This is a genomic window from Sporosarcina sp. Y1004 (assembly GCF_057669665.1).
On sequence record NZ_JBYHFQ010000023.1, the window covers coordinates 43044 to 69523 of the forward strand.

Consider the following 26480-nt stretch of genomic DNA (forward strand, 5'->3'; position numbering starts at 1 on the left):
CCTCTACCAACTTAATAAAAGTCTATTTGACTAGAGACGAGTAAGCGTTCGCCTAGAGTGTAAATTAACCTTGAATTTACTACTATTTCATTAATAAATAATCTGGATTTAATAGAAGAAAATGATAAGTGGGAAAATTTTCTGTTTAGTGTAACGAAATCTATTTATTGCAGTCTAATTATGTAATAGAACAAAGAAAGGGTTGGTCAAATTGAAAAAGAAGATAATTTGGCTTTTTATCACGGCATTCGTTACTGTAGCTGCAATTTCTCTAGCTTTATTAATGGATAAAGTGACCGTCACTGCGTCAGGTATTGCGCTATCGGAAAGAGGATGGAGCGCAACCTTCTCAACGGCTTTGAAAAAAGAAGCGCTAGGAACAGATGATTTATACATTACTGATCAAAATGGAAAGCGAATAGACACGGGTATCGCGCTTACCAATGCAGACAAGACGCTCCACGTACAAGGCCTTACGCCAGGCTCGTATGCCCTCCATGTCAATAAAAATGCAGTAAACGGGAAATACCTTACATCACTTCCAATCGATGAAATTAAGTTCACAGTGCATGAAACAATCGAGTCCGTCGCCTCTGAAAAAGAGCTGATAGCGTATTTCGAACGAGCGAAATCTATGCAGTCGACAGATGTAATGGCTACGGAAGAGTCAACAAATTCTAAGGCTGATTCAGCTGAATCTAGTGCTGGAGTGGGAGGAGAAGACCATTCAACAACGAACAACCAAGTTGAAGGGGTCGATGAAGCCGACTCCGTGAAGACGGATGGCAACTATATCTACACCGTAGGAATTGGCAATAATAAAGTTGCAATTACCGATATTCGCAACCCGAAGAAAGTTAAAAAAGTGGCAGAAATTAAAATGGAAGACGAGTATTACCCTTACCAATTGTTTCTACATGACGACACACTAATCGTTTTAGGCGATAAATATGTACCGCATCATTATGAGAAAGGCAGTGCGAAATCTGAAATAAGTAGGCCCGTGAACGGAATGACAACCGTCCGGATGTATAGTATTTCCAATCCCGAGAAACCCAAACTAATTCGCGAAATTGGTACAGAAGGTCATTTAAACGGTGCGCGGAAGACAGGTAATATGCTGTACTTCGTGACAAATGTTTGGCCGAATTTTTGGGGTGTGAAAAATGTCGAAGGAGACTTACTCCGCCCGCAAGTATACGACTCGACGGAAGACAAAGAGGCAACACTTCTAGACTATACAGATATCGCTATTCTTCCTGGAGCGATGGAACCATCCTACTCCGTCATTACGGCTATCGATCTATCATCACCTGCAGAAAGCAAGGTTACGACAAAAGGTTATCTCGGCGGTAGCGAGCAGCTTTATATGTCCAAAGATAACTTATACCTTACAGCGACAATTTACGAAACGAACGCCTCTACTTCTAGTAAAATGATTTGGAATCCAGGCAGTGCAAACAGTGAACTATTCAAATTTAATTTGAATAAAACAGATGTTGCGTTCCACAGCTCCGCCACGTTGAAAGGTCATTTATTAAACCAGTTTTCAATGGATGAGCATAACGGCTATTTCCGCGTCGTAACAACAGAGGGGAATATGTGGGATGAAAAGAAGCCGTCTCAAAATCATCTATTCATTTTAGATGAAAACCTAAAACAAACAGGATCGGTCGAAGGCCTTGCGAAAGGGGAAAGAATCTACTCTGCGCGCTTCATGGGGGATAAGGCTTATATGGTTACCTTCCGCGAAACGGATCCGTTATTCGTTATCGATGTGGCCGATCCAGCTGCTCCGAAAGTGCTCGGAGAATTGAAAATACCGGGATTCAGCAATTACCTGCATCCACTTGACGATAACCATCTAATCGGTTTTGGCTATGAAACGGTTGCTGAAAAGAATCCGCAAGGCGGAGAACCCTTCATTATGACGATGGGTATGAAAATTTCTTTATTTGACGTATCCGATTTCAATAATCCAGTTGAAAAGGACACTGAAATCATCGGTGGTCGAGGGACCCATTCACAACTCCAATATGATCACAAAGCGCTGTTTCAACATAAAGAACGAAAATTATATGGCTTTCCCATCTCAATTTATGATGAAAAGGGGAAAGACAGCATTGAGTTCCAAAGTTCAGGCGCACTTGTTTATGAAATTACACCGGAAAACGGTATCGTTTTAAAAGGAGATTTGCTGAAAAAGAGTACCCCTGGAGAACAATATGAGGAATGGGAATACGAAGTCCAGCGTATGCTCTACAATAAGGATGTTCTGTATACGATTTCAATGAAAGAAATTAACAACTATTCACTTGATACGTACGCGCCAATCAGCAATATACAAATTAACTAAATGCAAATCGAGTCAGAAAGATCCGGTTATGTGCCGGGTCTTTTCTCATGGACAAATTTAGCTGAGAGGATGATAACCTAATTGTTCATTGTTATTTTCCGCCAGCAACGATAAGATTATTTAAATAGATTGGAATTGAACGATTGTCTACAAGTACAGAGGGGGTGTGTATCATGCCGATAGTGGATAAAGAGATGGCAATTGATTGTTGTTTGCTCGCGGGACGTTTAATGATGGAAGCTGGAGCCGAGACCTATCGGGTGGAAGATACGATGGCACGTATGGCTGAAACACAGCAATTATCAGCTACTCATAGTTTTGTGATTCCAACAGGTATTATCTTTTCGCCGGGTAGCCCACACCATACGAGACTGGTTCGGATAAAGGACCGCACGACTGATCTTGAAAAGGTAGCGCTCGTTAATGATGTTTCGCGTAAACTATCAACTGATCACTACACACTCGAGGAAGCATACACGAAACTTCAAGAAATCGACAAAGCGAATGTTATGTTCCCATTATGGCTACAAATCATCGCAGCTGCCATTGCAAGCGGCTGCTTTCTAATTATGTATGAAGGTCTTTGGAAGGACGTACCTGTCGCTATCTTCGCGGGGGGTGTTGGCTACGTCATTGTGACTAAAATTCACGAGCTGACTAGAGTGAAGTTTTTCGCTGAATTTGTTGCATCACTTTTCATAGGGCTAACCGGCTTTGTTGTGGTGCAGATTGGATTAGGAACTGAGCTCGATAAGATAATTATTGGATCCGTCATGCCGCTCGTTCCAGGACTATTAATCACAAATGCTGTGCGCGACATGATGGCGGGGCATTTCATGTCCGGATTATCAAAAGGGGCAGAAGCCTTTCTGACTGCGTTTGCAATCGGAGCAGGTGTAGCACTCGTCTTATCTTTTTGAATGAAAAAGGAGTGAGGTCTTGACGTGGATTATTCAAGCGGTTCTTAGTTTTCTCGCCGCGACAGGATTTGGAATTATTTTCAATGCCCCTCGTAGAATGCTATTTTATTGTGGTTTTGTAGGGATGACGGGCTGGCTGGTTTATAGCGTGTTTAATGGGCTATCGGGTGATCCAATGCTGGCTTCCTTCCTAGGCGCATTCATGGTAGCGCTAGTAGCGACGATTTTTGCCAAACGTTTTCGAACGCCGATGATCATATTCAGTGTCGCGGGAATCATTCCGCTCGTACCGGGTGGGATGGCCTATAATGCGATGCGTCATATTGTTGAAAAGGATTACCTCACTGCAATTTCTTATGCTTCAGGGGCTTTCATGGTGTCCGGTGCAATCGCAATGGGGCTCGTTTTTGCAGAGGTAATTATTCAGCTCATTTTCCGGTCAGGTATTGGTAGGAAAAGAAGCAAGGTAGCATAAAAATGGAGTGCTCTTTTGCTAAGAGACACTCCGTTTCATTATTATTATTATTATTATTATTCCCCGAAAGTGATGTTGTCAGATGTAACGGGTATACCAATATAGTAGCCTTGAACAGCATCTACACCCATTTCTTTTAGAAGGTCGAATTGTTCTTTCGTTTCAACACCTTCCGCAACAACATAGAGGCCCATTGATTTGCTGAATCGGATCATTCCTTCAACGAGTTGCTGCGTTTTCGGCTGTCGTGTTAAAGAGTGGATAAAGAGCTTATCGATTTTTACCTTTGTAATCGGTAAATGTTGCATATAGCGGAATGATGCGTAGCCTGTACCAAAGTCGTCGAGTGCGAATTCGATTCCCGCGTCTTGTAGCGCTTTCATTTGAAGGTTGATGGAATTTTCCTCTTCTGCCTGAAAAGCAAATTTCTCTGTAATCTCAAGTTCGATGTAGTTGGCGGGACATTGAGTTGTCTCAAGGATATTAATTATTTTGTCCTTCATATTAGCATTGCTAAACTCCCTCACAGAAGAGTTCACTGAAATACCAACGCTATATCTCTGCCTATACCAAGATGCTGCAAGCTTTGCGGCTTCTTCGAGAACGAAAGCTCCGATGTCATGGATGAGACCGTTTTCTTCGGCGATTGGAATAAGTTCATCAGGCATGATTGTACCTAATTCGTCATCTTCCCATCGGACAAGAGCTTCGTATAGCGTTACTTTACCTGAAGCGATATCCAACTGCGGTTGATAGGCGACTTGTAAATTATTGTGGTTAAGCGCAGTGAGCATTTTTCTATCGATGGTTGCCCTTCTATTTAATACTTTGTGCGATGCTGCAGATAAGGAAGATATTTTTCCTCCACCGTTTCCAACAACATCTTTAGTGGCAGCGAGTGCAGCTTTCATCAAATGATTATACGTTTGTTGGTCTTCAGGATAACGAACGATGCCTCCGCTAATAGGTAGTGACAAGGCGAAGTTGTCGATGTAAATTGGATTCTTTTCAAGGAATATTAGGAATCCCTGTACATACCAATCACCGAAAGAAGTCAGAACGATAAATTCATTGACACCGACCCTGGCAATCAGATTATCCTGGAAGTAACGCTTGAGTCGGTTTGAAAATGATTTGACTAGTTCCGCCTTGGATTCCGATGATTGCAAATCCTTCAATGTATAATAGTGATCGATGCTTATGAAGACTAAGGAGAAGTGTTTTTTCTCTTCAATATGATTATTTACAACCGTCTCAAGCTTGTAACGGCTCATCAGTCCTGTTTCGTAGTCGATAAAAGCAATTTGTTGAAGCTGGTCACGTAATTCTATGTCGGCAGTAATGTCCAATTCAAGAAAAGTGAAAGAGTTATTTTTATCGTCACTGTCTGACTTAATCGGAATTGCAATCAGATTGACAAAGTAAGGTTCGCCGAAGCGTGTAACCTTTTCCACCGTGCCAAACCATGTGTTTCCACTTTTTACGCTATCCCAAATGACATAAGCATGTTCTTGTCCACGATCTGTGTCGGGGAACATTTGCCACAGGGATCTGCCAATTACCCGTTTTGGTGTCCATTTGCTTATTTCTAAAAAGTTCTTGTTAGTATATATAATTGAACCTTCGGCGTTTGTCCGGGTTACCATGTAAAATTGTTCAAGACTTTTCATTATGTCCGGTAGTTCCGGCACGAATAGTCCATAATCTGGTTTCATATAAATGCCTCCTTCCGGGTATGGGATACTACCATTATAATGAAGATATGGCGTCTGTACATCATGGAAATGCTAAATTCACAGTGAATATCGATAATGGTAGATAAATAGTCAGATTGGAGGAGGGGCAAGATGGGGAGATTGAAAGGCATCACTATGATTGTCTTCGGAGCGATGCTTTGGGGAGCGACAGGACCTATGATGGAATGGATTCTAGCAAACAGTCAGTTATCAATTCCATTCATGCTTATAACACGTCTTCTTGTCGCAGGGGTATTTATACTTGTGCCTCTGAAGTTAAAAGGTATAAAAATAATGCTTCCGCTGCAGCAAAAAGTATGGTTGCGTCAAATAATTATTTTCGGGATATTTGGGATGATGGCGGTTCAATATGCTTTTTTGGCTTCCATTAGTACAAGTAATGCGGTAATTGCTACGTTATTTCAATTCTTAGCCCCAATTTACATCATCGCCTTCGTATCTTGGAAGCAGAAAGCCAGTCCACCAGGAGCCCAGGTACTTGGCATGTCTGTCACCATTGTAGGGTTGTTTTTACTTCTTACAAATGGCTCTTTAACAGGTTTTTCTTTGAGTAAGGAAGCGATTATTTGGGGTATATTAGTAGGTTTTACATTTGCTTTTTATACACTTTATCCTGCACGGCTAATGGCTGAATGGGGCGTGTTGTTGGTAGTTGGTTGGGGTATGCTCATCGGCGGTAGTATCCTGCTTATTATGAATCCAGTGACGTACATAACAGAATTACATTATCTAATGGATTGGAAATTATCAATGATGCTTCTCCTAGTGATCATTGTGGGAACAGTAGCGTTCGTCTTGTTCTTAGGTAGCATGAAATATATAACAGCTGTGGAAACGAGCGTATTATCGAGCTTCGAACCACTTACGGCAATGATTATTTCCGTTCTATGGTTCGGCCAAATGCTTGGTAATTGGCAACTCACAGGAGCAATCATCATGCTGGTAGGCGTTGCGTGGCTATCAATAGCGGGAAGTAGAGCAAGAATATGAAAGCAAAAGAACCGGTCCCGCTTTAAAGTGTACCCTTTGTAAAGGACATTTTAAAAAAACCTTATATAAGTTGAACCGAAGAATTTAACTAACCGCTGATTTCCGTTCCGAGAGGACGCTTTCCGCGGGCACGGCCTCAGCCAATCGAACAGCGAAGGGTTCGATTTGCCTTAATATCTGCGTTCTTTGCAGAAATTAAGGCATCCTTCCCTCGTGCTCCCAACGCTAGCGCTGGAGTCGCCGCTCTCCACTTCAATCAGCTGAAGTGAGTAAGAATCATAAATTCAACATATTTAGGAAACTTGAAGAAGTGACCTAAACCCATTTTCTTCACAAGCTTTTGAAATTGGGGACTGGTATAGTGAACCCCTTGATCCGAGTGGATGAAAGCACCTTCCGTGAACTTTTTCCTTCTTCATTTACCTAGCTATTGCCTTAAATTCATCTGTATATGTAATTCCCTTTTCACTAACAGCTTTTACATAAGGATGTTTCTTCAGTAATCTTTGTTCTTGATCATTAAATAATATCTTTGACATAAGTTCTGCTGTTGGACTTATGTTCTCCTTGTAATCTCCAGCGAAGGCGCCTAACTGGGGTAGCCGAAGCAATAAGACTGACAGTGGTCTTCTGTCTGGCTTATTGCGGGAGGCATCCCCAAGCGCCAAGCGTTGTTGGTAGGCTTCTTTATGTCAACATATAATCGTTGTTATTTCCACTATAAATAAAAGTACCCCATAAGAGAGACTTTTTAAAGTGTCTATCTTATAAGGTACATTTTACTTTGGGTCCGGTTCTTGTTTTAGTTATCGACATAGTTAATATAAAGATCTTCGTCAGCTGTAATGATTAAGTCCTTTGGAACGAGTAGATGAATAGCAAGCGGGCGCTCCACTGAATTATGGGCATTACTTCTATGCCGCGGTACCTTTGTGAACTGATTTAGTAAATAGGCTTCCTGATAAGTGGTATAGCTAATTTCCGTCACAGGGGGTCGCGGAAAGTTGACGGAATCAGCTGTCCATTCGGGTACTTTATAGTTCAGTTTATCTGAAAAGTCAAAGTCACCTATTAAGAGTAGTGGTTTAATGAGTGTCTCTTCAATAAGCCCATCGTTTACACTTTTGCGTTCAACAATTATCATGGAATCCATATTGGAGCTTGCAGTTATTGCAAGCGTATCTGCTATATTATGCGATCTTTTTTCGAGAATCGCAGCAGGATCGATAGAACTGATATCCCCCTCGTAGATAGCAACCCCTTCATGATCGAATTGTTCCTCTGATCCCACTCTAGGTTGAGTGGTAAAAGAATCTGTGTCAATTAGTTCTACAGCGATTGTCGCAATAAGCAAAATTGCGGCGTATGTTGTCAAAAATACATACGTCCATTTTTTATTGATTTGACGTTTTGGTTTGTTCTTCGCCCGCAAAAAGAACCAGACAATTAAACCTATGACTATCAAAGGCAAGAGTGACAACATTATTTCCTCACCTCCGTATTATTCGTAAGTGCGATGGAAATAGCAAAGAGCACACTAATCGTCACAACTATTTTTATAAGAAAAATAAGCAATGACGTTTCAGTACCATAGAAAAAGACGACTTTTTCCATTAAATTTATGCCTCCCACATCTAATCGGAGCATGGGAACTATGAAAAATGCAACGAGTAATAGTGGAATGACAAGCTTGCTACGCTGGATGAACGAACCCGTCACATAACCTAGGCTTGCAAACAGCAAGGTGTAAAGAATGGAAGTCGCAATCCTAATGAAAAAGTCGGCTGGAGAACTGAATAGCCCTGAAGCTTCATTAATCAAGAGATCACTTTGGAATAATGCGAATAACTTAATAACGGAACCCGCTAGGACTGCTGTAATACCGGCAATGGCGGATGCGAGCATTAAAAAGAGAATGCTGGATAAGTTGTGGCTAATCCGGTTTGATACGAACGAAAAAGCATCGTTGCGATAGGCTAGTGTTGTGACAAGGATACCCGTTAAAAGAGCCCAAAATAGTGTGAAGAGTACAGGTACATCACCGGTTGAAAAGGTATATTCAGTTATTACTGTACCTCCACTGGATCCGCCTCCACCCCCGTTTTCAAAGCCTATAAAGAGTCCAATCAGTTGTATAATGAGTAGTGAGCTGAAGACGCTAGTGTAGGCATTCAATTTATGAAGAAATTGTTTTTTGACAATGTCATTTAGGCTTGGTTCCGTTAAATACATCATCAATCCCTCCTTTTGTACCGGTAGTCAATGCAACGTATGCATCATTTGCTGAGACGGGCACTATTTTAATGTCTTGTTGAGAGAGGTGCATCAATTCATCAGAAGTAAAGGTGTTTTTAAAAAGGAATTCACTATATGAACCATTCATCTGGCTACCAAACGTTTCTTTTATCGAAACGTACTCAAGCAATTTCTCGCTTTTACCAATCAGACGGACAAACATTTCTTGTAACTCTGTGATGGAATTGTGAAAGAGAACTGTTTTGTTATGAACTAAAAGGATATCTTCAAGCAAGTCTTCAATTTCTTCAAGGTGATGACTAGATACTAGAATGGTTCTGGGATGCGCGATATAATCTTTTAGGAGCGCACGGTAAAAGTCTTTCCGAGCAATCGTATCCATTCCGGTAGTGGGTTCGTCGAAAATCGTCAGCGGGCAATGTGAAGCCAGGCCGATAATGGCATTGAAGGTACTCTTCTTTCCTTTTGAAAGGTCAATATGACGAGCTTCTGAATGGAAACTGAAATAATCGAACAACCCTTGCGCAAGTGGCGCATCCCAGTTTGGGTAGAAACGATTAGATTCTATTAAAATATCTTGAAGTGTCAGTTTGTCAGAAAAGCTCATTGTATCTTCAATCAGAATGGAGTTTGCAGACACTTTCAAACTGTTGAAAGGATTGTCTGAAAACACTTGGACATCTCCTGATGTAGCTTGGATATGTCCGGCGGCTATTTTCATCAACGTAGATTTGCCAACGCCATTGCGTCCGATGATTCCTGTCAGAACGTTTTCCCGAATACTGAAATTCATCTGGTTCAGGACAGTGCGCCTACCAAACTTCTTTGTGACATCAGTGAAATCAATTACATTCATGATTTTTCCTCCTTTTTCCGCGAACGTTCCTCTTCGATCAGCGACAGCAAATGTGAATCGTCGACTTGGAGAAGCGTGGCTTCGTTGAGTAAGTCTATGATGAGTTGCCGTAGTTTCTCTTCTTTGCGTTTTTTTAACAGTTTGTCGCGTGCATCTGGTGCAACAAACATGCCGAGACCACGGCGCTTGTAAACGACTTCGGCTTCAAGCAATAATGTCAGTCCTTTACCAGCTGTAGCTGGATTTATCGTAAATAGTTCTGCCAATTGGTACTGGGAGTAGACTTTTACATCGGGCGGAAGGGTTCCATCGATTATTTCCGTCTCAAGCCATTCCGCGATTTGTAAGTAAATCGGTTTTGAGCCGCCCATATCGAGCATTCACGTGACCTCCTTTTCAATAGTGCATTACTGTTGTAATGTACTATACGTTAATTTGAAATGAAATGCAATCCGATTATTTAAACATTTTAATTCAATGTACTTTAGATGCAATATTTCCTGGGTTAAGATGTCTCACAATTCAGTCGTATTGGCTATACACAGCCTAGTACCTGTGGCATAATTAGCTTATCAAGAAGTAATTCGTGAAACGAAAGAGTTTTTGGAGGTCAGTGAGATGAAAACTGTTTTTTCTTATGCATTGCCATACAAATGGCCAATTGTAATTGCACTATTTCTTATGCTTCTGGAGTTGTCGGTAGAACTGATACAGCCGCTTCTCATTGCTAAAATTATCGACGATGGCATCTTGGCGGGAAATGAGACTGTTATTTGGACGTGGGGAAGCGTCATGATGGGGCTGGCTTTTGTGGCATTCTTTTCGGGGGTTATCAATTCGTTTTTTGCTGCACATGCTGCACAAAGTTTTGGATTTGATTTGCGTCAGGCACTTTTCCGCCAAGTCCAGACGTTTACCATGGCTACATTTCTCAGGTTCCCAACATCGGGACTGATCACACGTCTGACGAGTGATGTAACGATGGCACAAAACGTCCTGTTTATGGGGCTGCGAATCATGTTGCGTGCGCCGTTGCTTGTTATAGGTAGTTTAATCATGGCTTTTTTCGTTAATGTAAAACTCGCTTTGTTCCTTGTGGTAGGGGCACCATTTTTGCTGGTCTTCCTATATATCATGGCGAAGAAAGGAGTTCGTTACTTTTCTCACGTCCAAAAAAGGCTAGATCGGGTAAATCGTGTAATTCAAGAAAACTTACAAGCGGTTCGGCTCATAAAAGCTTTTTTACGCGGGGCTTATGAAGCGAGCCGCTTCTCCAAAGTATCCGATCTGTTAAGAAAAGATACTGTAAAAGCGATGCGGATGATGGAACTTATCTTGCCAATTCTACTGTTCGTTATGAACGCCAGTTTAATGGCTGTGCTATGGTTTGGTGCAATTGAAGTTCGTGACGGGGGAGCGCAAGTGGGGGAGCTGGTCGCGATCGTCAACTATGCGATGCGTATGACTGGTGCATTTTCCATGTTCTCTTTCATCATCATTGCATTCTCACGTGCGAAAGCCTCCTCCGAAAGGATGGAAGAAGTATTACTTGCAAATGAAGACCTAGAAATCCATCGTTCAGAAAGTACAGGACTGCTGCGCAATGAAGGCGATTTACGATTCGAAAACGTGTCGTTCATGTACCCGGGTAAAATGGAACCAATTTTGGATAATGTGTCATTCCATGTTTCCTCCGGTGAAAAGCTAGCAATCATGGGGGCAACCGGCTCTGGGAAATCCACTTTACTAAACCTCATTCCTCGGATTTTCGAAAAGAGTTCTGGTGAAATATATGTGTCTGGGACAGAAGTGGATGAATGGCCGTTGAAAGACTTGCGGGATACAATCGGACTCGTTCCACAGCAATCGATTTTATTTACAGGGTCCATTTTGGAAAACTTATCGTGGGGAGATACCGAAGCGCATGTCGATGAGTTGGAAGAGGCGGCGGAGAAAGCGCAAATCCATGAATCAATTGATTTGTTCCCGCTAAAATATGGGACACGGGTCGGACAGAAAGGCGTCAACTTATCAGGCGGTCAAAAGCAGCGATTGTCCATCGCACGTGCGCTTGTGCGAAAACCATCTATCCTGATTCTTGACGACAGCACAAGTGCACTTGACGTGAAAACGGAAACTGCGTTATGGGATGCGCTTGAAGGGGAAGAGGCAACAATGCTCGTTGTAACACAAAAAATCCGGACTGCACAAGGCGCAGACAAAATTCTTCTTCTGGATGAAGGGAAAGTTGTCGGCTACGGAACACATGACGACTTGATTCTGCAATCTGCATTGTACCGAAAAATTGCAGAATCTCAATCCGATGAGGAGGTGGCTGCCGATGTTACGCGCAATTCGTAAACCGTTCGGCTACGAGCCGATCCTATCCAAAGAAGATATTCAAGGTAAAGGAAAAAAGAAGAAAGAGCGTGCAGGTAATTGGAAGTCAGTCCTATACCGGATTTGGACACTTGTAGATGAACAGCGAGGTCTGCTAATTGCAGTGCTCTCACTTGTTTTTGTCAGTTCGATTTTGGCGTTGCTCGGACCGTTGATGATTGGAAAAATTATTGATAACTACATTATTCCGATGAATTTTGCAGGTCTAGGCGGCAATATAGGATTGCTAATCGCAATTTATATTGGTATATCGTTTGCCATGTACTTTCAGAACTATTGGATGGTAGGTATTGCTCAGCAGACGGTTTTTCGTTTGCGAACAAGCCTGTTTGCCCATCTGCAAAAATTACCGGTCACATTTTTCGATAAACGGCAACACGGCGAACTGATGAGCCGGATTACAAACGATATTGAGAACGTCAGCCAAACGCTGAATTCCTCTTTCATCCAAGTGTTTTCAAGTATTTTGACACTGACGGGGACATTTGCTGTCATGCTTTACTTAAGTCCACTTCTGACACTACTGACAATGATTATTGTGCCTATCATGTTCATAGCGATACGATGGATTACCCGTCGTACTGGGTTGTTGTTTAAAGAACAACAACGGGCGGTCGGTGAATTGAATGGAATGATTGAAGAGACCATTTCCGGTCAGCGTATAGTCAAAGCGTTCTCGCAGGAAGACCGTGTGATGGAGGAATTTGCACAGAAGAGTGACAGGCTTCGTGGTACGGGATTCTGGGCATTGGCCTATTCCGGGTTTATCCCCAAAGTGATGAACATGCTGAACAATGCCAGTTTTGCGGTCGTTGCAGGAGTTGGTGGATTACTTGCATTAAAAGGAGATGGGGTTGTTACAGTTGGAACAATCGTTATCTTTTCGGAATTTGCACGCCAGTTTACTCGTCCACTCAATGATCTTGCTAACCAGTTCAACACAGTTCTATCGGCAATTGCGGGGGCTGAAAGGGTATTCAAGATAATGGATGAGCCTGTTGAGAAAGACGAAGCAACAGAATTTGGAAATACAACACTGCGAGGGGATATCGAATTCCGCAATGTGTCATTCGGTTACGCAGTTGAAACTGACGGCTATACGATTGACGATGTATCTTTCCATGTGAAATCAGGTGAAACGGCGGCGTTTGTCGGCGCGACAGGGGCAGGAAAGACAACGATTATGCAATTGCTAGCTAGGTTTTACGAAGTTGATAAAGGAGAAATTTATATCGACGGCATTCCGATTAGCAAGTTGCCGCGAAAAACGCTGCGCAGTCAGACTGCATTCGTCTTGCAAGATCCTTTTCTCTTTGAAGCGACAGTATTTGAAAATATCCGTTACGGAAAATTGGACGCCACTGACGAAGAGGTAATCATCGCTGCGAAACAGGCCAATGCACATAGCTTCATTAGCCGGCTTGAAGATGGGTACGAGACTGTGCTTACATCGGATGGTAGCGAAATTTCGCAAGGGCAGAAGCAATTGCTGTCAATCGCTAGGGCACTCGTTGCAGATCCAGTACTCTTACTTCTTGATGAAGCGACGAGCAGTATCGATACCGTCACAGAACTGGAAATCCAGGAAGCACTCGATTGTCTAATGGTAGGTAGAACCAGTTTCGTTATTGCACATAGACTGAACACAGTTCGAAAAGCCGATACCGTCTATGTTATGGAACAGGGGAAACTCATTGAATCAGGAAATCAAGAAGAGTTAATTGAGCGACAAGGCGTTTATTACAACATGCTTTTGGAATCGAAAGTATAGCGATTAGAAATTTAAAAGGCTGCAAGGACATATTAAAATGTCTCTGCAGCCTTTTAAATAAATTATTTCTTTTCTTCTATATCGAGAAGCGTACCATCGTCAAAATCGACTTCAAGATCGAATTTTGAGTATGTGTCCAGTTGATACCACTTAAGGATATTGTCGATTACTTCTTGTTTAGGCGTATCCTTCATAATACGGATATCTAAAAAGAATAAATGGAGCTCATCCATAGCTGCGCTGTCTTTTAACTTGATGTTTTCCAATTTGTTTTCATACTCTGCTTCTGCACTTTTTTGGACATTATAGTCTGCCTCGATTGCATCTTTTCCACCTACGTCAATGTCAAGATCAAATGAAGAGAAGCCATAACCATTACCTGTATTGATGGTTCCGCCTTCTTTCTCACGTTCAAGAATAATATCCGCGTCTTCGCGGTTAGGTTCATCGGCATTTTTCCCGAGGTTACCACATGCACCCAACACCAATGCACCGATTAAAAGAAATGTACCTATTCTATATTGTTTTTTCAATATACACACAACCTTTCATATAGTTAGCCTTCTTATGTATTTTGCCTATAATGTTGATTTCTAAACAAAATACGTATATCAATTGAAAAAACCGACATGAATGCCGGCGTGTAAAATGAGATATTATGTGCGAGATCAGATTATTCATTTACCATTTTGCGTTGTGTTCTTCGGATGAACCAAGCATCTTACGTATTTGTAGAATGGAACCGTCATGTAAGCGTATCTTTCCGTCGAAATAACCGATGACTTGATGGACTTCGGTACGGACCAACCGGACATTCGTCGTAGAGACTCTTTCGAAAAAGGGTGTAAATGTGATGTTTACACTGTCGGAAAACTTGGTCTGGATCTTCCAGGGTACCATGTAATTTTTGGAGTCATATGTAAACACAACATCTTCATGGATTTTTGTCATTAAGCCATTAACAAATACAGCATTTTCAGTCATTCCTGTTCCGTCCGTCCATTTTCCACCAAAGTTAAGCCCAATGCGGCGGCCACCAAGACGCTGAGATGCCATTGCCCAGTTCCACTCTGATTTACGGGGCCATATGCCTCTGCCGTAATCGAGAACCGCGAAACTGTAATCAGGATTGAAGTCATACCGTCTTTCACCAATCTTAACAAAGCCGGAGGTCGGCAATGAATGGTGCTTAGCTGTGAATTGGAAAATTTCCCTGTTTCTTGGGATTACAACATTCAACGATTCATCGTCAACTGGATGGACGATGTGGAAATCCGCATGAAGCACTTCATTATCGAAGTCAGGAATCGTTACGGAGAGATGTGTTTCACCTTGGATATGTAAAATCTGAACGGTTAGGTTATCATTCACAAATTTAACACTGTCTAGCACATTTTCAGGCATCTTGACAGCGCGTCCAATTGGAATTGTAATTTGTTTCTCATAGAATCGTTGCGTTTCGTAATTTAAGATATAGACAAAGCAGACAGCGGCATAATCGAGATGGCTAATTGTCACAGAAAACAGCAAATCTTCCCCGTATACGCACCAATAATTCCACTTTTTCTTCCGCATGAAATGATTTTTTAAATTGCTTTGGATGTACGGGTGACGCGCGAAGCCGATTGCTTCTGGATTCAATAACCCTTTATCGTCACACAACGCAACAGGTCCTGTGATTTCTCTTTCTGCATGCTGCATGTAGATGTGCCTCCTGCCTATTGTCTTTTTCGAATATTATTGCTATAATCCTTATTGTACCAAAGATTCGGGGCATTAGCTCAGCTGGGAGAGTGTCACGCTGGCAGTGTGAAGGTCAGGGGTTCGAGCCCCCTATGCTCCATATAGTAGTTAAGAGTGTTTCGGTTTATCCGAGCACTCTTTTTTTGTGCAATATTAATATTAGTGGGTTGATTACCAATCACGTTTATTGTGATACGGAAGAATATGTAGAAGGTATCTGGAACATACTGTGCATCTTGAAGTCACTAGATGGTTTAAACGGAACTCTCCATTATTATCTTGAAAAATGATTTAGACTTATTCCTCTCGTTTTATTATTAATTCAGAAAAATAGGTTGTCGGAATAGGGAAATCACATAACTAAGATGAATGCTCATTTTTTGCTATACTCAATAAGAAATTTAGTATATCTGATTTTTTCAGTCTGTTTAATTATAAGGAGTGGATGTAATGGAACGTGAATTAGCATTAGAAGTAGTACGTGTAACTGAAGGGGCTGCTTTAGCAGCAGCAAGTTGGATGGGTAGAGGAAATAAAATAGCTGCTGACGATGCAGCGACTACCGCCATGAGAACTATATTTGATTCTATTAATATGCGTGGAACTGTGGTAATTGGTGAAGGGGAAATGGACGAAGCCCCTATGTTATATATCGGTGAAGAGCTAGGAACAGGTCAAGGCCCGGAAGTTGATATTGCGGTTGACCCTTTGGAAGGGACAAATATAGTGGCAAAGGGATATTCCAATGCGATTACAGTTTTAGCAATTGCGGATAAGGGTAATTTACTTCACGCACCCGATATGTATATGGAAAAAATAGCTGTAGGACCTTTAGCTGCAGGGAAGATAAATTTAGCTGATCCTATTGAAAAAAACATTGATATTGTAGCAGGGGCAACGAACAAACGGGTTAAAGATGTAACTGTTATGATACTTGAAAGAGAACGTCATCAGGATTTAATTGATCGTGTACGTGAAAAAGGAGCTAGGGTTAAACTCTTCTCGGATAATGACGTTAGTGCAGCGATTGCTACAGGTCTTCCAAATACAGGCGTGGATTTATTTGTAGGAATTGGTGGAGCTCCTGAAGGGGTCATTGCAGCTGCTGGATTAAAATGTCTAGGCGGGGAAATGCAAGGGAGACTTCTTCCAGACAACGAAGAAGAATATAAACGATGTCAGCAAATGGGAATAGAAGATCCGACTCGTGTATTAAAATTAGAAGATCTTGTAGCAGGTGATGATGCTATATTCGCTGCTACAGGTGTTTCTTCCGGTGATATTCTGCAAGAAGTTCGTTTTCTCGGAGGCGATTTAGTAGAAACGGATTCTATCGTAATGCGAGCGAAAACAAAGACTGTTCGATATATAAAAACCCATCATCACCTTGAACATAAACCATATGTATTGGGAGAGTAATGATGTCTTTATTGTTGAACATCTGGACCAGTACACAGCATTTATATTGAAAGTCTAGATAAGAATGCTGGCAATGTGAAGGTCGGGAGTTTGGGTCCCCTAAGCTCCATATAGTTTTCAAAAGGTGTCCGGAATAATCGGGCACTTTTTTTTGTTGAGGAATATATAATACTGCTTGAACTCGGAATGCCATCTAAGATAGCGTTTTACGTCTCTTCCGGTTCATCGAATGACACTCCAAACGCATTCTAACCGCTTTGTATTCATAGGATGGCGTAGGGAGGGGTTTGAAGATGTATAACAGGGAAGCAGCCGTCCGCTATGCCGATACGTGGTGGGATAGTCGTAATCCAGCATATCCAACATTCGATGTAGATTGTACCAATTATATTTCGCAGTGCTTGCGGGCGGGCGGAGCGCCAATGCATGGATCTCCGAATCGGGAGCGGGGTTGGTGGATCGGCGGCGGCACATGGAGTTTTAGCTGGTCTGTAGCGCATTCATTGCGATGGTATTTGGCGGGTTCGAAAAAAGGGTTGACGGCCACACAAGTTTCATCTGCCGAGCAGTTAGGGTTAGGGGATGTCATTGCCTATGACTTTCAAGGCGATGGAAGATTTGATCATACAACGATTGTTACGGCGAAAGATGGTGCGGTTCCGCTCGTCAATGCACATACTTATAACGCAAGGCACCGGCACTGGGCATACAAAGATTCGTATGCCAGCACACCCAATGCGCGCTACATCTTTTTTAAAATCAATGACCAATTTTCATAAGGAGAACGAGTGTCAGATACCTAGGGCAAGACATAAAAAAAGCAGTCCGTCGATTAATAACGGACTGCTTTATTAAATTCAGTCAAACCATAAAACGGCAAGCGTTCCTTCTCCCGCATGAACCGCGAGGACGGAACTAATATCTCCGATTTTCACTTCAAGGCCGGGTACTTGCTCCGTAAGAAGGTTTTTCAAATGGATTGCCTGATTCATGACATTGCCGTGCATTAAGTGAACTGTCTTTCTGCCGGGATGATGCTCTGCAGCTACTTTATCGACCAGGTATTGAAGTGCTTTTTTCTCGGACCGAACTTTTTCGACCGGTTCCAATTCGCCATTCGCCGTAATGGTAACGATTGGTTTCACTTTCAACAAACTGCCGAGGAAGAACTGCGCACCGTTCATTCGACCGCCTTTGTAAAGTTGTTCCAGTTGCCCCATCAATATGTAGATGTGCAGGGTTCCGGTCATTTTGTTCAGTTGTTTTTCGATTTCGGAGACAGTTGCACCTTTATCGTACATTTCCATGCCTCGTTCAATTAACCCGGTAATTCCGTAGGATAGTGAAAGGGAGTCGATGAATGTTACAGGGAATCCTGCGATTTCAGCGCCAGCAGTCGAAGAAGCAAGTGTCCCGCTCATTTTACTCGACACGTGAACAGCGATTGCCTGTTCATAATGTTCCGCGATTTCCTTGAATTTTTCGGAAAACTCACCTGCTGATGGTTGAGAAGTTTTCGGAAACTCTTTTGCATCTTTAATTTTACCGTAAAGTTGTTCAGGTGTTAGATCGACACCGTCGACAAACTGTTTTTCACCGAAATGTATATTTAAAGGAACGGAAAAGAAGTCCGGGTGTTGTTTGAGTTCCTCGGAAACGAAGGCAGTACTGTCCACAATCCATGCAAGCGGTTTCTTAGTCATGATTAAAACCATCCTTTTTTATTAGAATATACGCTTTTATTACTATACCATGAAAAGTATTTAATTGTATTCAGAAAACAATAATGACGTTACTGTTCAGCCATTTTCGCAAAAGAGGAACGGGTAAGGTATAATAGTCGGAGTATAAGTAAAGGGGACATGATTTATGAATGAGCAAGCCTTATCAGTTAGAGACGCGATTATTACGCGTCGTTCAATAAAGAACTTTAATGGTCAACCGGTTGATCCGGAAAACATTGCAGAAATGTTGGAAGATGCGGCGTGGGCGCCAAATCATGGCAATCGCAATCCATGGCGCTTTGTTGTAGCTGCAGATAAGGAATATGTGAAATTCCTTGATGTGTTGAAAGAATATGGCGTACCTAAATGGAAAGAGCTTTCGGAAGAATCACTAGCGCAGCAAATGAAGAAATTTACGGGTCCAGGTGCTGTTGCATTCGTTGTCGTTCCTGAAGATGCGCGCCAGAAAGAACGCCTGGAAGATTACGCAGCAGCAAGCATGTTCATAATGAACACACACCTACTTGCGTGGGATAAAGGGATTGGAACTTGTTGGAAAACTCCCGGATTCCTCGATAATCCGAAATTCAGAGCAGAACTCGGTGTTAAACAAGGAGAGCGTATTATTAGCATGCTCCAATTCGGTTATTTTGATGAAATACCAAAGGCCGCTCCCCGTAAACCACTAGAAGAATTAGTTACCTATTACGGCCGAGATAGTGAAGAAGCGAAAGAAGTATAAATTAGAAATGATTAGCGTCCGCATTGCATTTAATCATGCAATACGGACGCTTTTTTCGTGTTTAACGCTGGTTTTTATGAAAATGATCCTGCTGTGAAAACAAAAACCGAATCCCCATAATGGGAATCCGGAATAGGACTACTTCTTCAATTCATCTTTGTTAAAACCGGCAATTTCATAGTAGTAATCGCTGATGACGCGCAAACCTTGGTCGAAGTTCTCCAAGTGGAAATGTTCGTTTGGGGCGTGGAAGTTTTCTGATGAAAGACCGAAGCCCATTAAGACCACTGGCAACTCGAGAATTTCATCGAATGCCGCCACAATTGGAATCGATCCACCACCACGCGTATAAGCAGTCGGTACATTGTATACTTTTTCGTATGAACGACCGGCCGCCTGGATAGCGGGGTGGTCAAACGGTGTGATAAATGGTTTTCCTTTATCGAATTCAGTCACTGTCACGGTTGCGCCCACCGGTTTGTGTTTCTCGATATGCGCTTTCAACTTCTCGACGATTTCATCGGGATCCTGGTCAGGTACTAAGCGGCATGTGATTTTTGCGCCTGCTTCTGCAGGCAATACTGTTTTAATGCCTTCTCCTGAAAATCCGCCAAATACGCCGTTAATTTCAAGTGTCGGACGTGTCCAGGTACGCTCCAGGTACGAATACCCTTTTTCTCCGAACAGTTCTGTTACGCCGATTTCTTCTTTTAATTCGTCTTCGTCAAAGCCAAGCGCTTGATAAGCTTCGCGTTCCCCGTCTAATAGAGGGCGTACATTGTCGTAAAACCCTTCTATGGCAATGGTTCCTTCTCTATCTCGGAATGATGCAAGAACTTCTGCAAGTACATGAATTGGATTTTGGACGCCACCGCCATACAAGCCGGAATGAAGATCGCTTTTTGCGCCCTGTATATCGATTTGAACGCCGCTCAGGCCGCGAAGTCCATAACAAACTGCGGGTTGTCCGGGTCCTTGCATGCCTGTATCGGAAATAACGATAACATCGGCTGCAAGTTTGTCCTGGTTAGCCTTAATATACTTCTCGAGATTTGGACTGCCAATTTCTTCTTCACCTTCAATGATGAATTTCACATTGACAGGCAATCCGCCCGTTTTCTGAATAAGCGCTTCAACAGCCAATACATGCATGAATACTTGTCCTTTGTCATCGCTGGCACCACGCGCATATAATTTGTTATCACGTACTTCAGGTTCGAATGGCCCGCTTGTCCACAAATTCAATGGATCGACCGGTTGCACGTCGTAATGTCCGTACACGAGAATGGTTGGTTTTCCTTCTGCGTGGAGCCAATCGCCATACACAACGGGATGTCCATCTGTTTCATCAATTGAAAGGTTTTCAAGACCTGCTTTTTTGAAAGAAGCGCGCAACCATTCTGCAGCTTGTTGCATATCGTCCTTATGGTCGGATAAAGCGCTGATACTTTGAATACGTAGAAAGTCTTTTAATAGGCCTAAATGTACATCCCGTTTTTCTTTAAAATACCCGTCAATCATCTCTAAATGATTCAATATAATTCCTCATTTCAAGTAATTTTGATTAGGGATAGTATAGCAGATAAGTGGGGATTTTGAGCGTGAAAGACGAACGATAACCTGAAGGGTATGGTATACTGTTTGAAAGTTATTAATTGGACGAATATACAAATATGATATTATTTCCGGGAGGAATTGCTTTTGTTTATTGCACTTGGCTTCTTTTTATTCATGTCGTTTTACCTCTCAGGTAGTGAAACGGCTCTTACAGCAGTAAATAGGAGAAAGGTCCAGTTTCGTGCAAATCAGGGAGACAAGCAGGCTATCAGGCTGCAGAAACTGATTTCGAAACCGGACCGTATGATTACAGGGATTCTGATCGGAAATAATATCGCGAATATTATGATGCCGACCCTCGTTACGACTATAGCAATCGACAAAGGTCTAAGTGTCGGTATTTGGACAGGGATACTGACGGTTATTATTATTGTCTTCGGTGAAGTGTTGCCGAAAACGATTGCTGCAACGTTCAGTGAGCGTGTCGCTTATATGGTTTCACCTACAATTACACTTCTTATTACAATATTGACTCCGCTAACATCACTACTGAGCACGTTCACAAATATTTTCATCCGCATCATTTCAAAAGGTGCGGTGACGAAAGCTACACTTACCAAGGATGATCTCCGGTCGATGGTTGACATTGCATCTATAGAAGGAACATTCAAGATGGAAGAATCAAATCGATTGAAAGAAGTACTCGATTTTGCGGAAAAGGATGTATCTGACGTCCTTGAAACACACCGGATGGATATCATCGGGCTGCCGATTGAAGCAACCTACGAAGAAGTACGTGATATAATTCTCGAGCATTCCTATACACGTTATCCCGTCTATGAAGAGAGCATGGATACGATTTTAGGCGTATTTTATTCGAAGATGCTAATCGGATGGTCGATGAATCCTAAACAGACACTTGGAGAGTTGATTGACCGCAATACATTTTACGTAGTGCAGTCCGCTAGCGTTGAAAAAGTGTTCAAGATGATGCTTGCGAAGAAGAAGCATATGGCTATTGTTCTGGATGAATACGGAGGAACACTTGGCGTTATTACACATGAAGATATTATCGAAGAAATGATTGGCCAGGATATTGAAGATGAGACGGACGATGATGAAGAAGTACTTGTCTATGGAAAAACGGAACACATGTTAACTTGTCACGGAAGGCTCGAAATCGTTGATGCGATGGATTTGTTAGGCGTTGAATTACCGACCGATCATGAAACACTTGGCGGATTTGTTCTGCAAGAGCTTGGTCATGTTCCTGAAGAAGGTGAACGATTTACATACGATCATATGCGTTTTGAAATTGAGGAAATGGAACGCAACCGTATTATACGAATGACTATTGCGATTCGATCTGAAGAAAATGAATGAAACATGAAAATCCTTGTAACCAGACGATGGTTATGGGGATTTTCTTTTTTTGAATGCCCGTCGCATCTATTCGGCTGCTTCCGCTTTTCGTGTCTAGCTGCAGCGGCCAGACGCTAGGTCATAAACCGTTCCGGCTGTGCGGCAAAGTACGCCGCTTCGCCAGACCGTCTAATGCCTGCCGCGTCTATACGGCCGCTTCCGCTTTTCATGTCAAGCTTACATCTTTGTAAGTGTACTGAAAGAGAATACGATGGTTTGAAAGGTCCCAATTGTTGATAATGAGAACAACAGATAGAAGACGGGAGCGTTATATTATGAACTTAAATCTTAATGGGGTGCATGAAGAATACGGACGTTACATATATCATCTATGCCTTAAGTTGACGCGTAACAGAGAAGAGGCAGAAGACCTCATGCAGGACGTATGGGTGAAGGTCGTACGGTACAGCAATCGCATGGACGACGTCGAACATATGAAAGCATGGTTAACAACCATTTGCATGAATACATTCCGAGATCGGTACCGGAAAGACGTTAGAAGAAGTAAACATGTGATGAACCAACCGGAAACGTTGGATGTGCCTATTTTAGATTTGGTTCCAAGTGACAGTCTGACTCCAGCGGAATTACTTGAGCGGAATGACATTCAATCCATCGTTCAACAAAAAATAGGTGAACTTGATGCCATTTACAGAACAACCATCGAGTATTTCTATGTCTATCAATATTCATTGATTGAAATTGCAGATGTGATGAAGGTCTCAATCGGTACAGTGAAATCCAGACTGTTCCGCGCTAAAAAGTATTTGAAAGAATTAATGATTGCAGATACAGCAGTGCAAGACTACGTCACTGCCTAAGAGTGCAGCCAATGGGCTGTGCTTTTTGTTTGTCGAAAAGCAAAAAGGGGAATCTAGTTGTAAGTGATAGATTAAGCTGAAACGAGGAAATGTCCATGGAAAAGAAAGAAAAGAAAAAGGGATGGAGCAGGCGGAAGCGGGTTGCCCTAATTGTGCTATTACTGTTTGTCCTAATTTACATAGGCGTAATCTTATGGCATACATATAAACCGCTTCCCGAAGGTATTTCTTTCGAAGGAGATATCCACTGGACGGACGATGTTGAAATGTTTACCGATTTGACATATGCACAAAATAAAGACGGGGATGGTATGGTGCATGAGCTTGCAATTTTCGATGAAGTTTACCAAATGATTGACCGGGCTGAGCAATTTATCGTACTCGATTATTTCTTATTTGATCATTATGTTGATGAAGAAGAAGTAGAGTTTCCTAAAATCGCACAGACAATGACTGAGAAACTGGTGGCAAAAAAGAAGAAAAATCCAGATATGCCGATTATCTTTATCACGGATCCTTTGAACACGGGATACGGTTCTTACGAAATGGAATGGTTCACAATGATGGAAGACGTTGGGATTGAAGTCGTATACACAGATTTGGACCCGCTTCGCGATTCAATGCCAATCTATTCAGGGCTTTACAGGATGCTATTTCGTTGGATGGATTTTGAAAAAACAGGATGGATTGCAAATGCCATGTCAAGTATGGCCCCGAAAATGACACTGGCCTCCTATATAACATTACTAAACGTTAAAGCGAATCACCGGAAAACTGTCGTAACGGATAAGGAAGCGCTTGTTTCATCGGGGAATCCGCATAACGCCAGTGGGTTTCATGGGAATATCGCATTGAAGGTAAAGGGGAATATCCTGAACGATATTTTAGAAGCGGAAGAAGCGATCCTTCGCTATACGAATGGAGGGACATTGCCGCGCGTCGAAGAGCCTGAGCCGGATGGTGGAGAATATGCCGTCCAGTACTTGACTGAGAAAAAAATACTAGATGCACTTCTTGCTGATATTGCGAAATCACAAAAAGGAGACAAAATTCGTCTTGGTATGTTTTTCATCTCAAAAAGGGACCTAGTCAATGCGCTCGTCGATGCGGCGAATCGTGGGGTGGATGTGAAAATGATTTTGGATCCGAATGAAAACTCCTTTGGTAATGAAAAATCCGGGTTGCCGAACAGGCCTGTTGTGCAGGAAATGGTGGAAGATTCGGATGGGAAGATCGATGTCCGTTGGTACAATACGGTAATTGGGCAGTATCATACGAAACTGGTTGTCGTCCAAACGAAAGATGAAACGTATATTTCGAACGGATCTGCCAATCTAACGGAACGCACGCTTGATGATTATAACTTGGAAGCAAATCTACGGGTTATTGCAAAGAATGACAGTGAGTTAACTGGTGAGATAGACACTTATTTCGATAGACTATGGAACAATGAAGATGCGTTGTACACGCTTGACGTGGAAGAGTACCAAGATGAATTCACATTCTTCCAACGCGGCATTTACAGTCTACAGAAGCTGTTTAAACTGACGAGTTATTGAGTTTTTATATGTATAAATCAAAAAGACTATCCCTTGTTATTCATAGGATAGTCTTTTTGAGCTTTGAAAGTATAAGTTTCTCACCTGGAACAGTGTCTAGACTCCAGCGCTGTGTTATTCAAACTCGTCAAGTTGCTTATTCAGTTCTGCGAGATTATTTTCCATTGTCGCAAGACGAAGTTCGGCTTTTTTGACGTAACTATTATTGCCTGTCGATTCGAGCTTCTCGATATCACCTTGTAGATTAATATAGTCCATTTTGAGTTCAGCAATCGCTGATTCCACTTGACGTTTGTTCATAGAGTAAGGCACCTCGTTTTTACTCAGTGTAGCATATTAAACGTCTTTTTTCCTGCTCCGCCACTAGTATTACGCTTTGGGTATTCAAGATAATAGCGAATTGCTTCACAGACAGCGTCTTTTCCGTCGCCCATTCCGAGTGCAGCTTGGCGTGCAATCGCTTTTTTTCGTAGCGGATCGTGCAGCAATGGTTCCATGATGGCGTTCAACAGGCTGGACTGTTTCACTTTACGGCCGAGGCCAAGATGTATGAACCCGTGTTGGTCTTTTGGAAATGCGAGTCCCAGCTCGAAGTCGTTTTGTGCGAGGACGATGCAAGGGATGCCAAGTACCGCGACTTCATATGGCATGTAGCTAGATGCGCACAAAATAATATCTGCGGATGCATATATCTCTGCAGTATTGTACGGATGCTCTACGACAGCTGTGTTGCGTCTTCCAAGAGCCATCATCTGAAGTGCACTTGCATCGTGGGAATAGTGTTCACCGATGAGAACCGTCACTTTTAGTGGAATCTGAAGTTGCATAATGTGTCGCAATGCACGGTAAGTCAAGTTTCCCAAGTCCTCATCGCCGAATGTGATGACGAGATGGGGGAGAGGGCCGGACTGGCCTTTGCGAAGACCAATATGTTTATATGAAGCCATTTGTTCGTCGCCAATGAAGCTCTCCCATCCAAGCACATAATGGTCGGGAACACTATCATTTGTTTCGGCATACAGTGTCTGAAAAACCAGGTCCGCACTTTTACCGCCATCACCGAAATCATCGAAATGGATGATGGAGGGAACAAGCTCAGCAATCTTTTCAACTTCTTCTAGTATTGTTGAGCCGCTATCACGTAGGAGTAAGTCTGGTTTAATAGTCGCAAGTGCCTGTAACAAAAGGTTATGCGTTTCGGTAGGCACTGATTTAAATCCCTTAGGTACCGGAGGGGAATCCGCACCACAAAGGAAGATGATATCTGTTTCATCAGCCAAAGTTTTTGCAATCATGGCTGCTCTGCGTGCGGGGTATGTCCCCTTTCCGTCCGAGCTGGAAATATGGATAGCTACGATTTTCTTTTGTTGTTCGTTTATTGGAATCACCCTTTCATGCAAATTGTTAAATTCATCCCTATTACCATATGTATTGGACGAATGAGTTATGTATATATCTAATAGATTGAAATGAATGATATGGTAAACTACGGTTTTTTTACTATATATGTTGAGATGAAGAATCCAGTTGAATCCGCTGCGGTGCTCAATATCGAGATAGAGTTGTGATTCGGAGTGTGGATTGTAGACCGCTTGGCGCTTTGGGGATGCCTTTGAAGCCACTGAAAAAGAACGATTTCCTTCAATCCCGTTGATTTCCGTTCCGAACGGACGCTTTCCGCGGGCACGGCTTCAGCCTCCTCGTCACTGCGT

The 26480-nt window shown here is 42.4% G+C and carries 24 protein-coding genes and 1 tRNA gene; 13 read left to right on the forward strand and 12 right to left on the reverse strand.

Translation table 11 applies throughout. The features are described from left to right. Positions 1-211: 211 nt before the first annotated feature. From AC25Y6_RS14665 to AC25Y6_RS14675, 3 genes are all read left to right on the forward strand, one after another. Complete coding sequence (locus AC25Y6_RS14665; RefSeq protein ID WP_482105670.1) at positions 212-2356, forward strand: beta-propeller domain-containing protein; 2145 nt, start codon at positions 212-214, stop codon at positions 2354-2356. Positions 2357-2529: 173 nt separating this feature from the next. Beyond that, complete coding sequence (locus AC25Y6_RS14670; protein ID WP_482105671.1) at positions 2530-3276, forward strand: threonine/serine exporter family protein; 747 nt, start codon at positions 2530-2532, stop codon at positions 3274-3276. A gap of 19 nt (positions 3277-3295) precedes the next feature. Further along, complete coding sequence (locus tag AC25Y6_RS14675) at positions 3296-3751, forward strand: threonine/serine exporter family protein (RefSeq protein WP_482101207.1); 456 nt, start codon at positions 3296-3298, stop codon at positions 3749-3751. Between the two features lie 56 nt (positions 3752-3807). On the opposite strand, the gene AC25Y6_RS14680 is transcribed toward AC25Y6_RS14675, so the two are convergent. Continuing rightward, positions 3808-5466 (reverse strand): sensor domain-containing protein, encoded by a 1659-nt coding sequence (locus tag AC25Y6_RS14680; protein WP_482105672.1) that lies wholly within the window; start codon positions 5464-5466, stop codon positions 3808-3810. A 132-nt stretch (positions 5467-5598) separates the two neighbouring features. Here AC25Y6_RS14680 and AC25Y6_RS14685 point away from each other — a divergent pair, with 132 nt between their 5' ends. Beyond that, positions 5599-6498 carry a DMT family transporter gene (locus tag AC25Y6_RS14685; RefSeq protein ID WP_482105673.1) on the forward strand — a complete coding sequence of 300 codons (900 nt, stop codon included), beginning with the start codon at positions 5599-5601 and terminating at the stop codon, positions 6496-6498. A gap of 802 nt (positions 6499-7300) precedes the next feature. Here the strand turns inward: AC25Y6_RS14685 and AC25Y6_RS14690 are convergent. Genes AC25Y6_RS14690 through AC25Y6_RS14705 form a run of 4 tightly spaced genes read right to left on the reverse strand, consistent with a single transcriptional unit; the run spans position 7301 to position 9990 of the window. Next, positions 7301-7981 carry a hypothetical protein gene (locus AC25Y6_RS14690; RefSeq protein ID WP_488143546.1) on the reverse strand — a complete coding sequence of 227 codons (681 nt, stop codon included), beginning with the start codon at positions 7979-7981 and terminating at the stop codon, positions 7301-7303. Then, on the reverse strand, positions 7981-8730 hold the full coding sequence (locus AC25Y6_RS14695) for a hypothetical protein (RefSeq protein WP_488143547.1): 750 nt from the start codon (positions 8728-8730) through the stop codon (positions 7981-7983). The genes AC25Y6_RS14690 and AC25Y6_RS14695 overlap by 1 nt, the downstream gene beginning before the upstream one ends. Then, positions 8702-9610: an ATP-binding cassette domain-containing protein gene (locus tag AC25Y6_RS14700; RefSeq protein WP_488143548.1), complete on the reverse strand. Its 909-nt coding sequence runs from the start codon at positions 9608-9610 to the stop codon at positions 8702-8704. The genes AC25Y6_RS14695 and AC25Y6_RS14700 overlap by 29 nt, the downstream gene beginning before the upstream one ends. Then, positions 9607-9990: a GntR family transcriptional regulator gene (locus AC25Y6_RS14705; RefSeq protein ID WP_482101200.1), complete on the reverse strand. Its 384-nt coding sequence runs from the start codon at positions 9988-9990 to the stop codon at positions 9607-9609. Before AC25Y6_RS14705 ends, AC25Y6_RS14700 begins: the two co-directional genes overlap by 4 nt. A 238-nt stretch (positions 9991-10228) precedes the next feature. Here AC25Y6_RS14705 and AC25Y6_RS14710 point away from each other — a divergent pair, with 238 nt between their 5' ends. Beyond that, the gene (locus AC25Y6_RS14710) at positions 10229-11971 is read left to right on the forward strand and encodes an ABC transporter ATP-binding protein (protein WP_482101199.1); all 1743 of its coding nucleotides are present in this window, start codon (positions 10229-10231) and stop codon (positions 11969-11971) included. Further along, positions 11952-13781, forward strand: a complete 1830-nt coding sequence (locus tag AC25Y6_RS14715) for an ABC transporter ATP-binding protein (protein ID WP_482105678.1) — start codon at positions 11952-11954, stop codon at positions 13779-13781. The genes AC25Y6_RS14710 and AC25Y6_RS14715 overlap by 20 nt, the downstream gene beginning before the upstream one ends. 62 nt (positions 13782-13843) lie before the next feature. Here the strand turns inward: AC25Y6_RS14715 and AC25Y6_RS14720 are convergent, their stop codons facing one another. Further along, entirely contained in the window at positions 13844-14314 is a 471-nt protein-coding gene (locus AC25Y6_RS14720) for a YusW family protein (protein ID WP_482101197.1), read from the reverse strand. 148 nt (positions 14315-14462) lie between these two features. Next, positions 14463-15482 carry a DUF2804 domain-containing protein gene (locus tag AC25Y6_RS14725; protein WP_482101196.1) on the reverse strand — a complete coding sequence of 340 codons (1020 nt, stop codon included), beginning with the start codon at positions 15480-15482 and terminating at the stop codon, positions 14463-14465. A 69-nt stretch (positions 15483-15551) separates the two neighbouring features. Between AC25Y6_RS14725 and AC25Y6_RS14730 the strand changes: the two genes are divergently transcribed. From AC25Y6_RS14730 to AC25Y6_RS14740, 3 genes are all read left to right on the forward strand, one after another. After that, positions 15552-15624 (forward strand) — tRNA-Ala (locus tag AC25Y6_RS14730). A gap of 350 nt (positions 15625-15974) precedes the next feature. Beyond that, a complete protein-coding gene (glpX, locus tag AC25Y6_RS14735) occupies positions 15975-16943 on the forward strand; it encodes a class II fructose-bisphosphatase (protein WP_488143549.1) in 969 nt (322 codons plus the stop codon). Positions 16944-17236: 293 nt separating this feature from the next. Then, entirely contained in the window at positions 17237-17722 is a 486-nt protein-coding gene (locus AC25Y6_RS14740; RefSeq protein ID WP_482105681.1) for an amidase domain-containing protein, read from the forward strand. A gap of 78 nt (positions 17723-17800) precedes the next feature. Here the strand turns inward: AC25Y6_RS14740 and AC25Y6_RS14745 are convergent, their stop codons facing one another. Next, complete coding sequence (locus tag AC25Y6_RS14745) at positions 17801-18646, reverse strand: DegV family protein (RefSeq protein ID WP_482101193.1); 846 nt, start codon at positions 18644-18646, stop codon at positions 17801-17803. A gap of 166 nt (positions 18647-18812) precedes the next feature. On the opposite strand from AC25Y6_RS14745, the gene AC25Y6_RS14750 reads away from it, so the two are divergent. Then, complete coding sequence (locus tag AC25Y6_RS14750) at positions 18813-19409, forward strand: nitroreductase family protein (protein ID WP_488143550.1); 597 nt, start codon at positions 18813-18815, stop codon at positions 19407-19409. 138 nt (positions 19410-19547) lie between these two features. Here the strand turns inward: AC25Y6_RS14750 and AC25Y6_RS14755 are convergent, their stop codons facing one another. Further along, on the reverse strand, positions 19548-20930 hold the full coding sequence (locus AC25Y6_RS14755; protein WP_488143561.1) for a dipeptidase: 1383 nt from the start codon (positions 20928-20930) through the stop codon (positions 19548-19550). 180 nt (positions 20931-21110) lie between these two features. On the opposite strand from AC25Y6_RS14755, the gene AC25Y6_RS14760 reads away from it, so the two are divergent. From AC25Y6_RS14760 to AC25Y6_RS14770, 3 genes are all read left to right on the forward strand, one after another. Next, a complete protein-coding gene (locus AC25Y6_RS14760; protein WP_488143551.1) occupies positions 21111-22349 on the forward strand; it encodes a hemolysin family protein in 1239 nt (412 codons plus the stop codon). Positions 22350-22663: 314 nt separating this feature from the next. Further along, positions 22664-23209, forward strand: a complete 546-nt coding sequence (locus tag AC25Y6_RS14765) for an RNA polymerase sigma factor (RefSeq protein WP_488143552.1) — start codon at positions 22664-22666, stop codon at positions 23207-23209. Positions 23210-23304: 95 nt separating this feature from the next. Next, complete coding sequence (locus tag AC25Y6_RS14770; protein ID WP_488143553.1) at positions 23305-24768, forward strand: phospholipase D family protein; 1464 nt, start codon at positions 23305-23307, stop codon at positions 24766-24768. Between the two features lie 114 nt (positions 24769-24882). Here the strand turns inward: AC25Y6_RS14770 and AC25Y6_RS14775 are convergent, their stop codons facing one another. The 3 genes from AC25Y6_RS14775 to AC25Y6_RS14785 form a co-directional block, all read right to left on the reverse strand. Next, positions 24883-25068 carry an SE1832 family protein gene (locus tag AC25Y6_RS14775; RefSeq protein WP_482101188.1) on the reverse strand — a complete coding sequence of 62 codons (186 nt, stop codon included), beginning with the start codon at positions 25066-25068 and terminating at the stop codon, positions 24883-24885. 23 nt (positions 25069-25091) lie between these two features. After that, positions 25092-26156, reverse strand: coding sequence for a PseG/SpsG family protein (locus AC25Y6_RS14780; protein ID WP_488143554.1), 1065 nt, complete (start codon positions 26154-26156; stop codon positions 25092-25094). Between the two features lie 98 nt (positions 26157-26254). Beyond that, on the reverse strand, positions 26255-26480 hold a 226-nt coding region (locus tag AC25Y6_RS14785; RefSeq protein WP_488143555.1), incomplete at its 5' end, for a hypothetical protein.

Excerpts from the sequence above, each read along its gene's own strand:
- AC25Y6_RS14670 (WP_482105671.1), top strand. The coding sequence starts at position 2,530 with ATGCCGATAGTGGATAAAGAGATGGCAATTGATTGTTGTTTGCTCGCG.
- AC25Y6_RS14680 (WP_482105672.1), bottom strand. The coding sequence starts at position 5,466 with ATGAAACCAGATTATGGACTATTCGTGCCGGAACTACCGGACATAATG.
- AC25Y6_RS14685 (WP_482105673.1), top strand. The coding sequence starts at position 5,599 with ATGGGGAGATTGAAAGGCATCACTATGATTGTCTTCGGAGCGATGCTT.
- AC25Y6_RS14690 (WP_488143546.1), bottom strand. The coding sequence starts at position 7,981 with ATGTTGTCACTCTTGCCTTTGATAGTCATAGGTTTAATTGTCTGGTTC.
- AC25Y6_RS14695 (WP_488143547.1), bottom strand. The coding sequence starts at position 8,730 with ATGTATTTAACGGAACCAAGCCTAAATGACATTGTCAAAAAACAATTT.
- AC25Y6_RS14700 (WP_488143548.1), bottom strand. The coding sequence starts at position 9,610 with ATGAATGTAATTGATTTCACTGATGTCACAAAGAAGTTTGGTAGGCGC.
- AC25Y6_RS14705 (WP_482101200.1), bottom strand. The coding sequence starts at position 9,990 with ATGCTCGATATGGGCGGCTCAAAACCGATTTACTTACAAATCGCGGAA.
- AC25Y6_RS14710 (WP_482101199.1), top strand. The coding sequence starts at position 10,229 with ATGAAAACTGTTTTTTCTTATGCATTGCCATACAAATGGCCAATTGTA.
- AC25Y6_RS14715 (WP_482105678.1), top strand. The coding sequence starts at position 11,952 with ATGTTACGCGCAATTCGTAAACCGTTCGGCTACGAGCCGATCCTATCC.
- AC25Y6_RS14725 (WP_482101196.1), bottom strand. The coding sequence starts at position 15,482 with ATGCAGCATGCAGAAAGAGAAATCACAGGACCTGTTGCGTTGTGTGAC.
- glpX (WP_488143549.1), top strand. The coding sequence starts at position 15,975 with ATGGAACGTGAATTAGCATTAGAAGTAGTACGTGTAACTGAAGGGGCT.
- AC25Y6_RS14740 (WP_482105681.1), top strand. The coding sequence starts at position 17,237 with ATGTATAACAGGGAAGCAGCCGTCCGCTATGCCGATACGTGGTGGGAT.
- AC25Y6_RS14745 (WP_482101193.1), bottom strand. The coding sequence starts at position 18,646 with ATGACTAAGAAACCGCTTGCATGGATTGTGGACAGTACTGCCTTCGTT.
- AC25Y6_RS14750 (WP_488143550.1), top strand. The coding sequence starts at position 18,813 with ATGAATGAGCAAGCCTTATCAGTTAGAGACGCGATTATTACGCGTCGT.
- AC25Y6_RS14755 (WP_488143561.1), bottom strand. The coding sequence starts at position 20,930 with ATGATTGACGGGTATTTTAAAGAAAAACGGGATGTACATTTAGGCCTA.
- AC25Y6_RS14765 (WP_488143552.1), top strand. The coding sequence starts at position 22,664 with ATGAACTTAAATCTTAATGGGGTGCATGAAGAATACGGACGTTACATA.
- AC25Y6_RS14770 (WP_488143553.1), top strand. The coding sequence starts at position 23,305 with ATGGAAAAGAAAGAAAAGAAAAAGGGATGGAGCAGGCGGAAGCGGGTT.
- AC25Y6_RS14775 (WP_482101188.1), bottom strand. The coding sequence starts at position 25,068 with ATGAACAAACGTCAAGTGGAATCAGCGATTGCTGAACTCAAAATGGAC.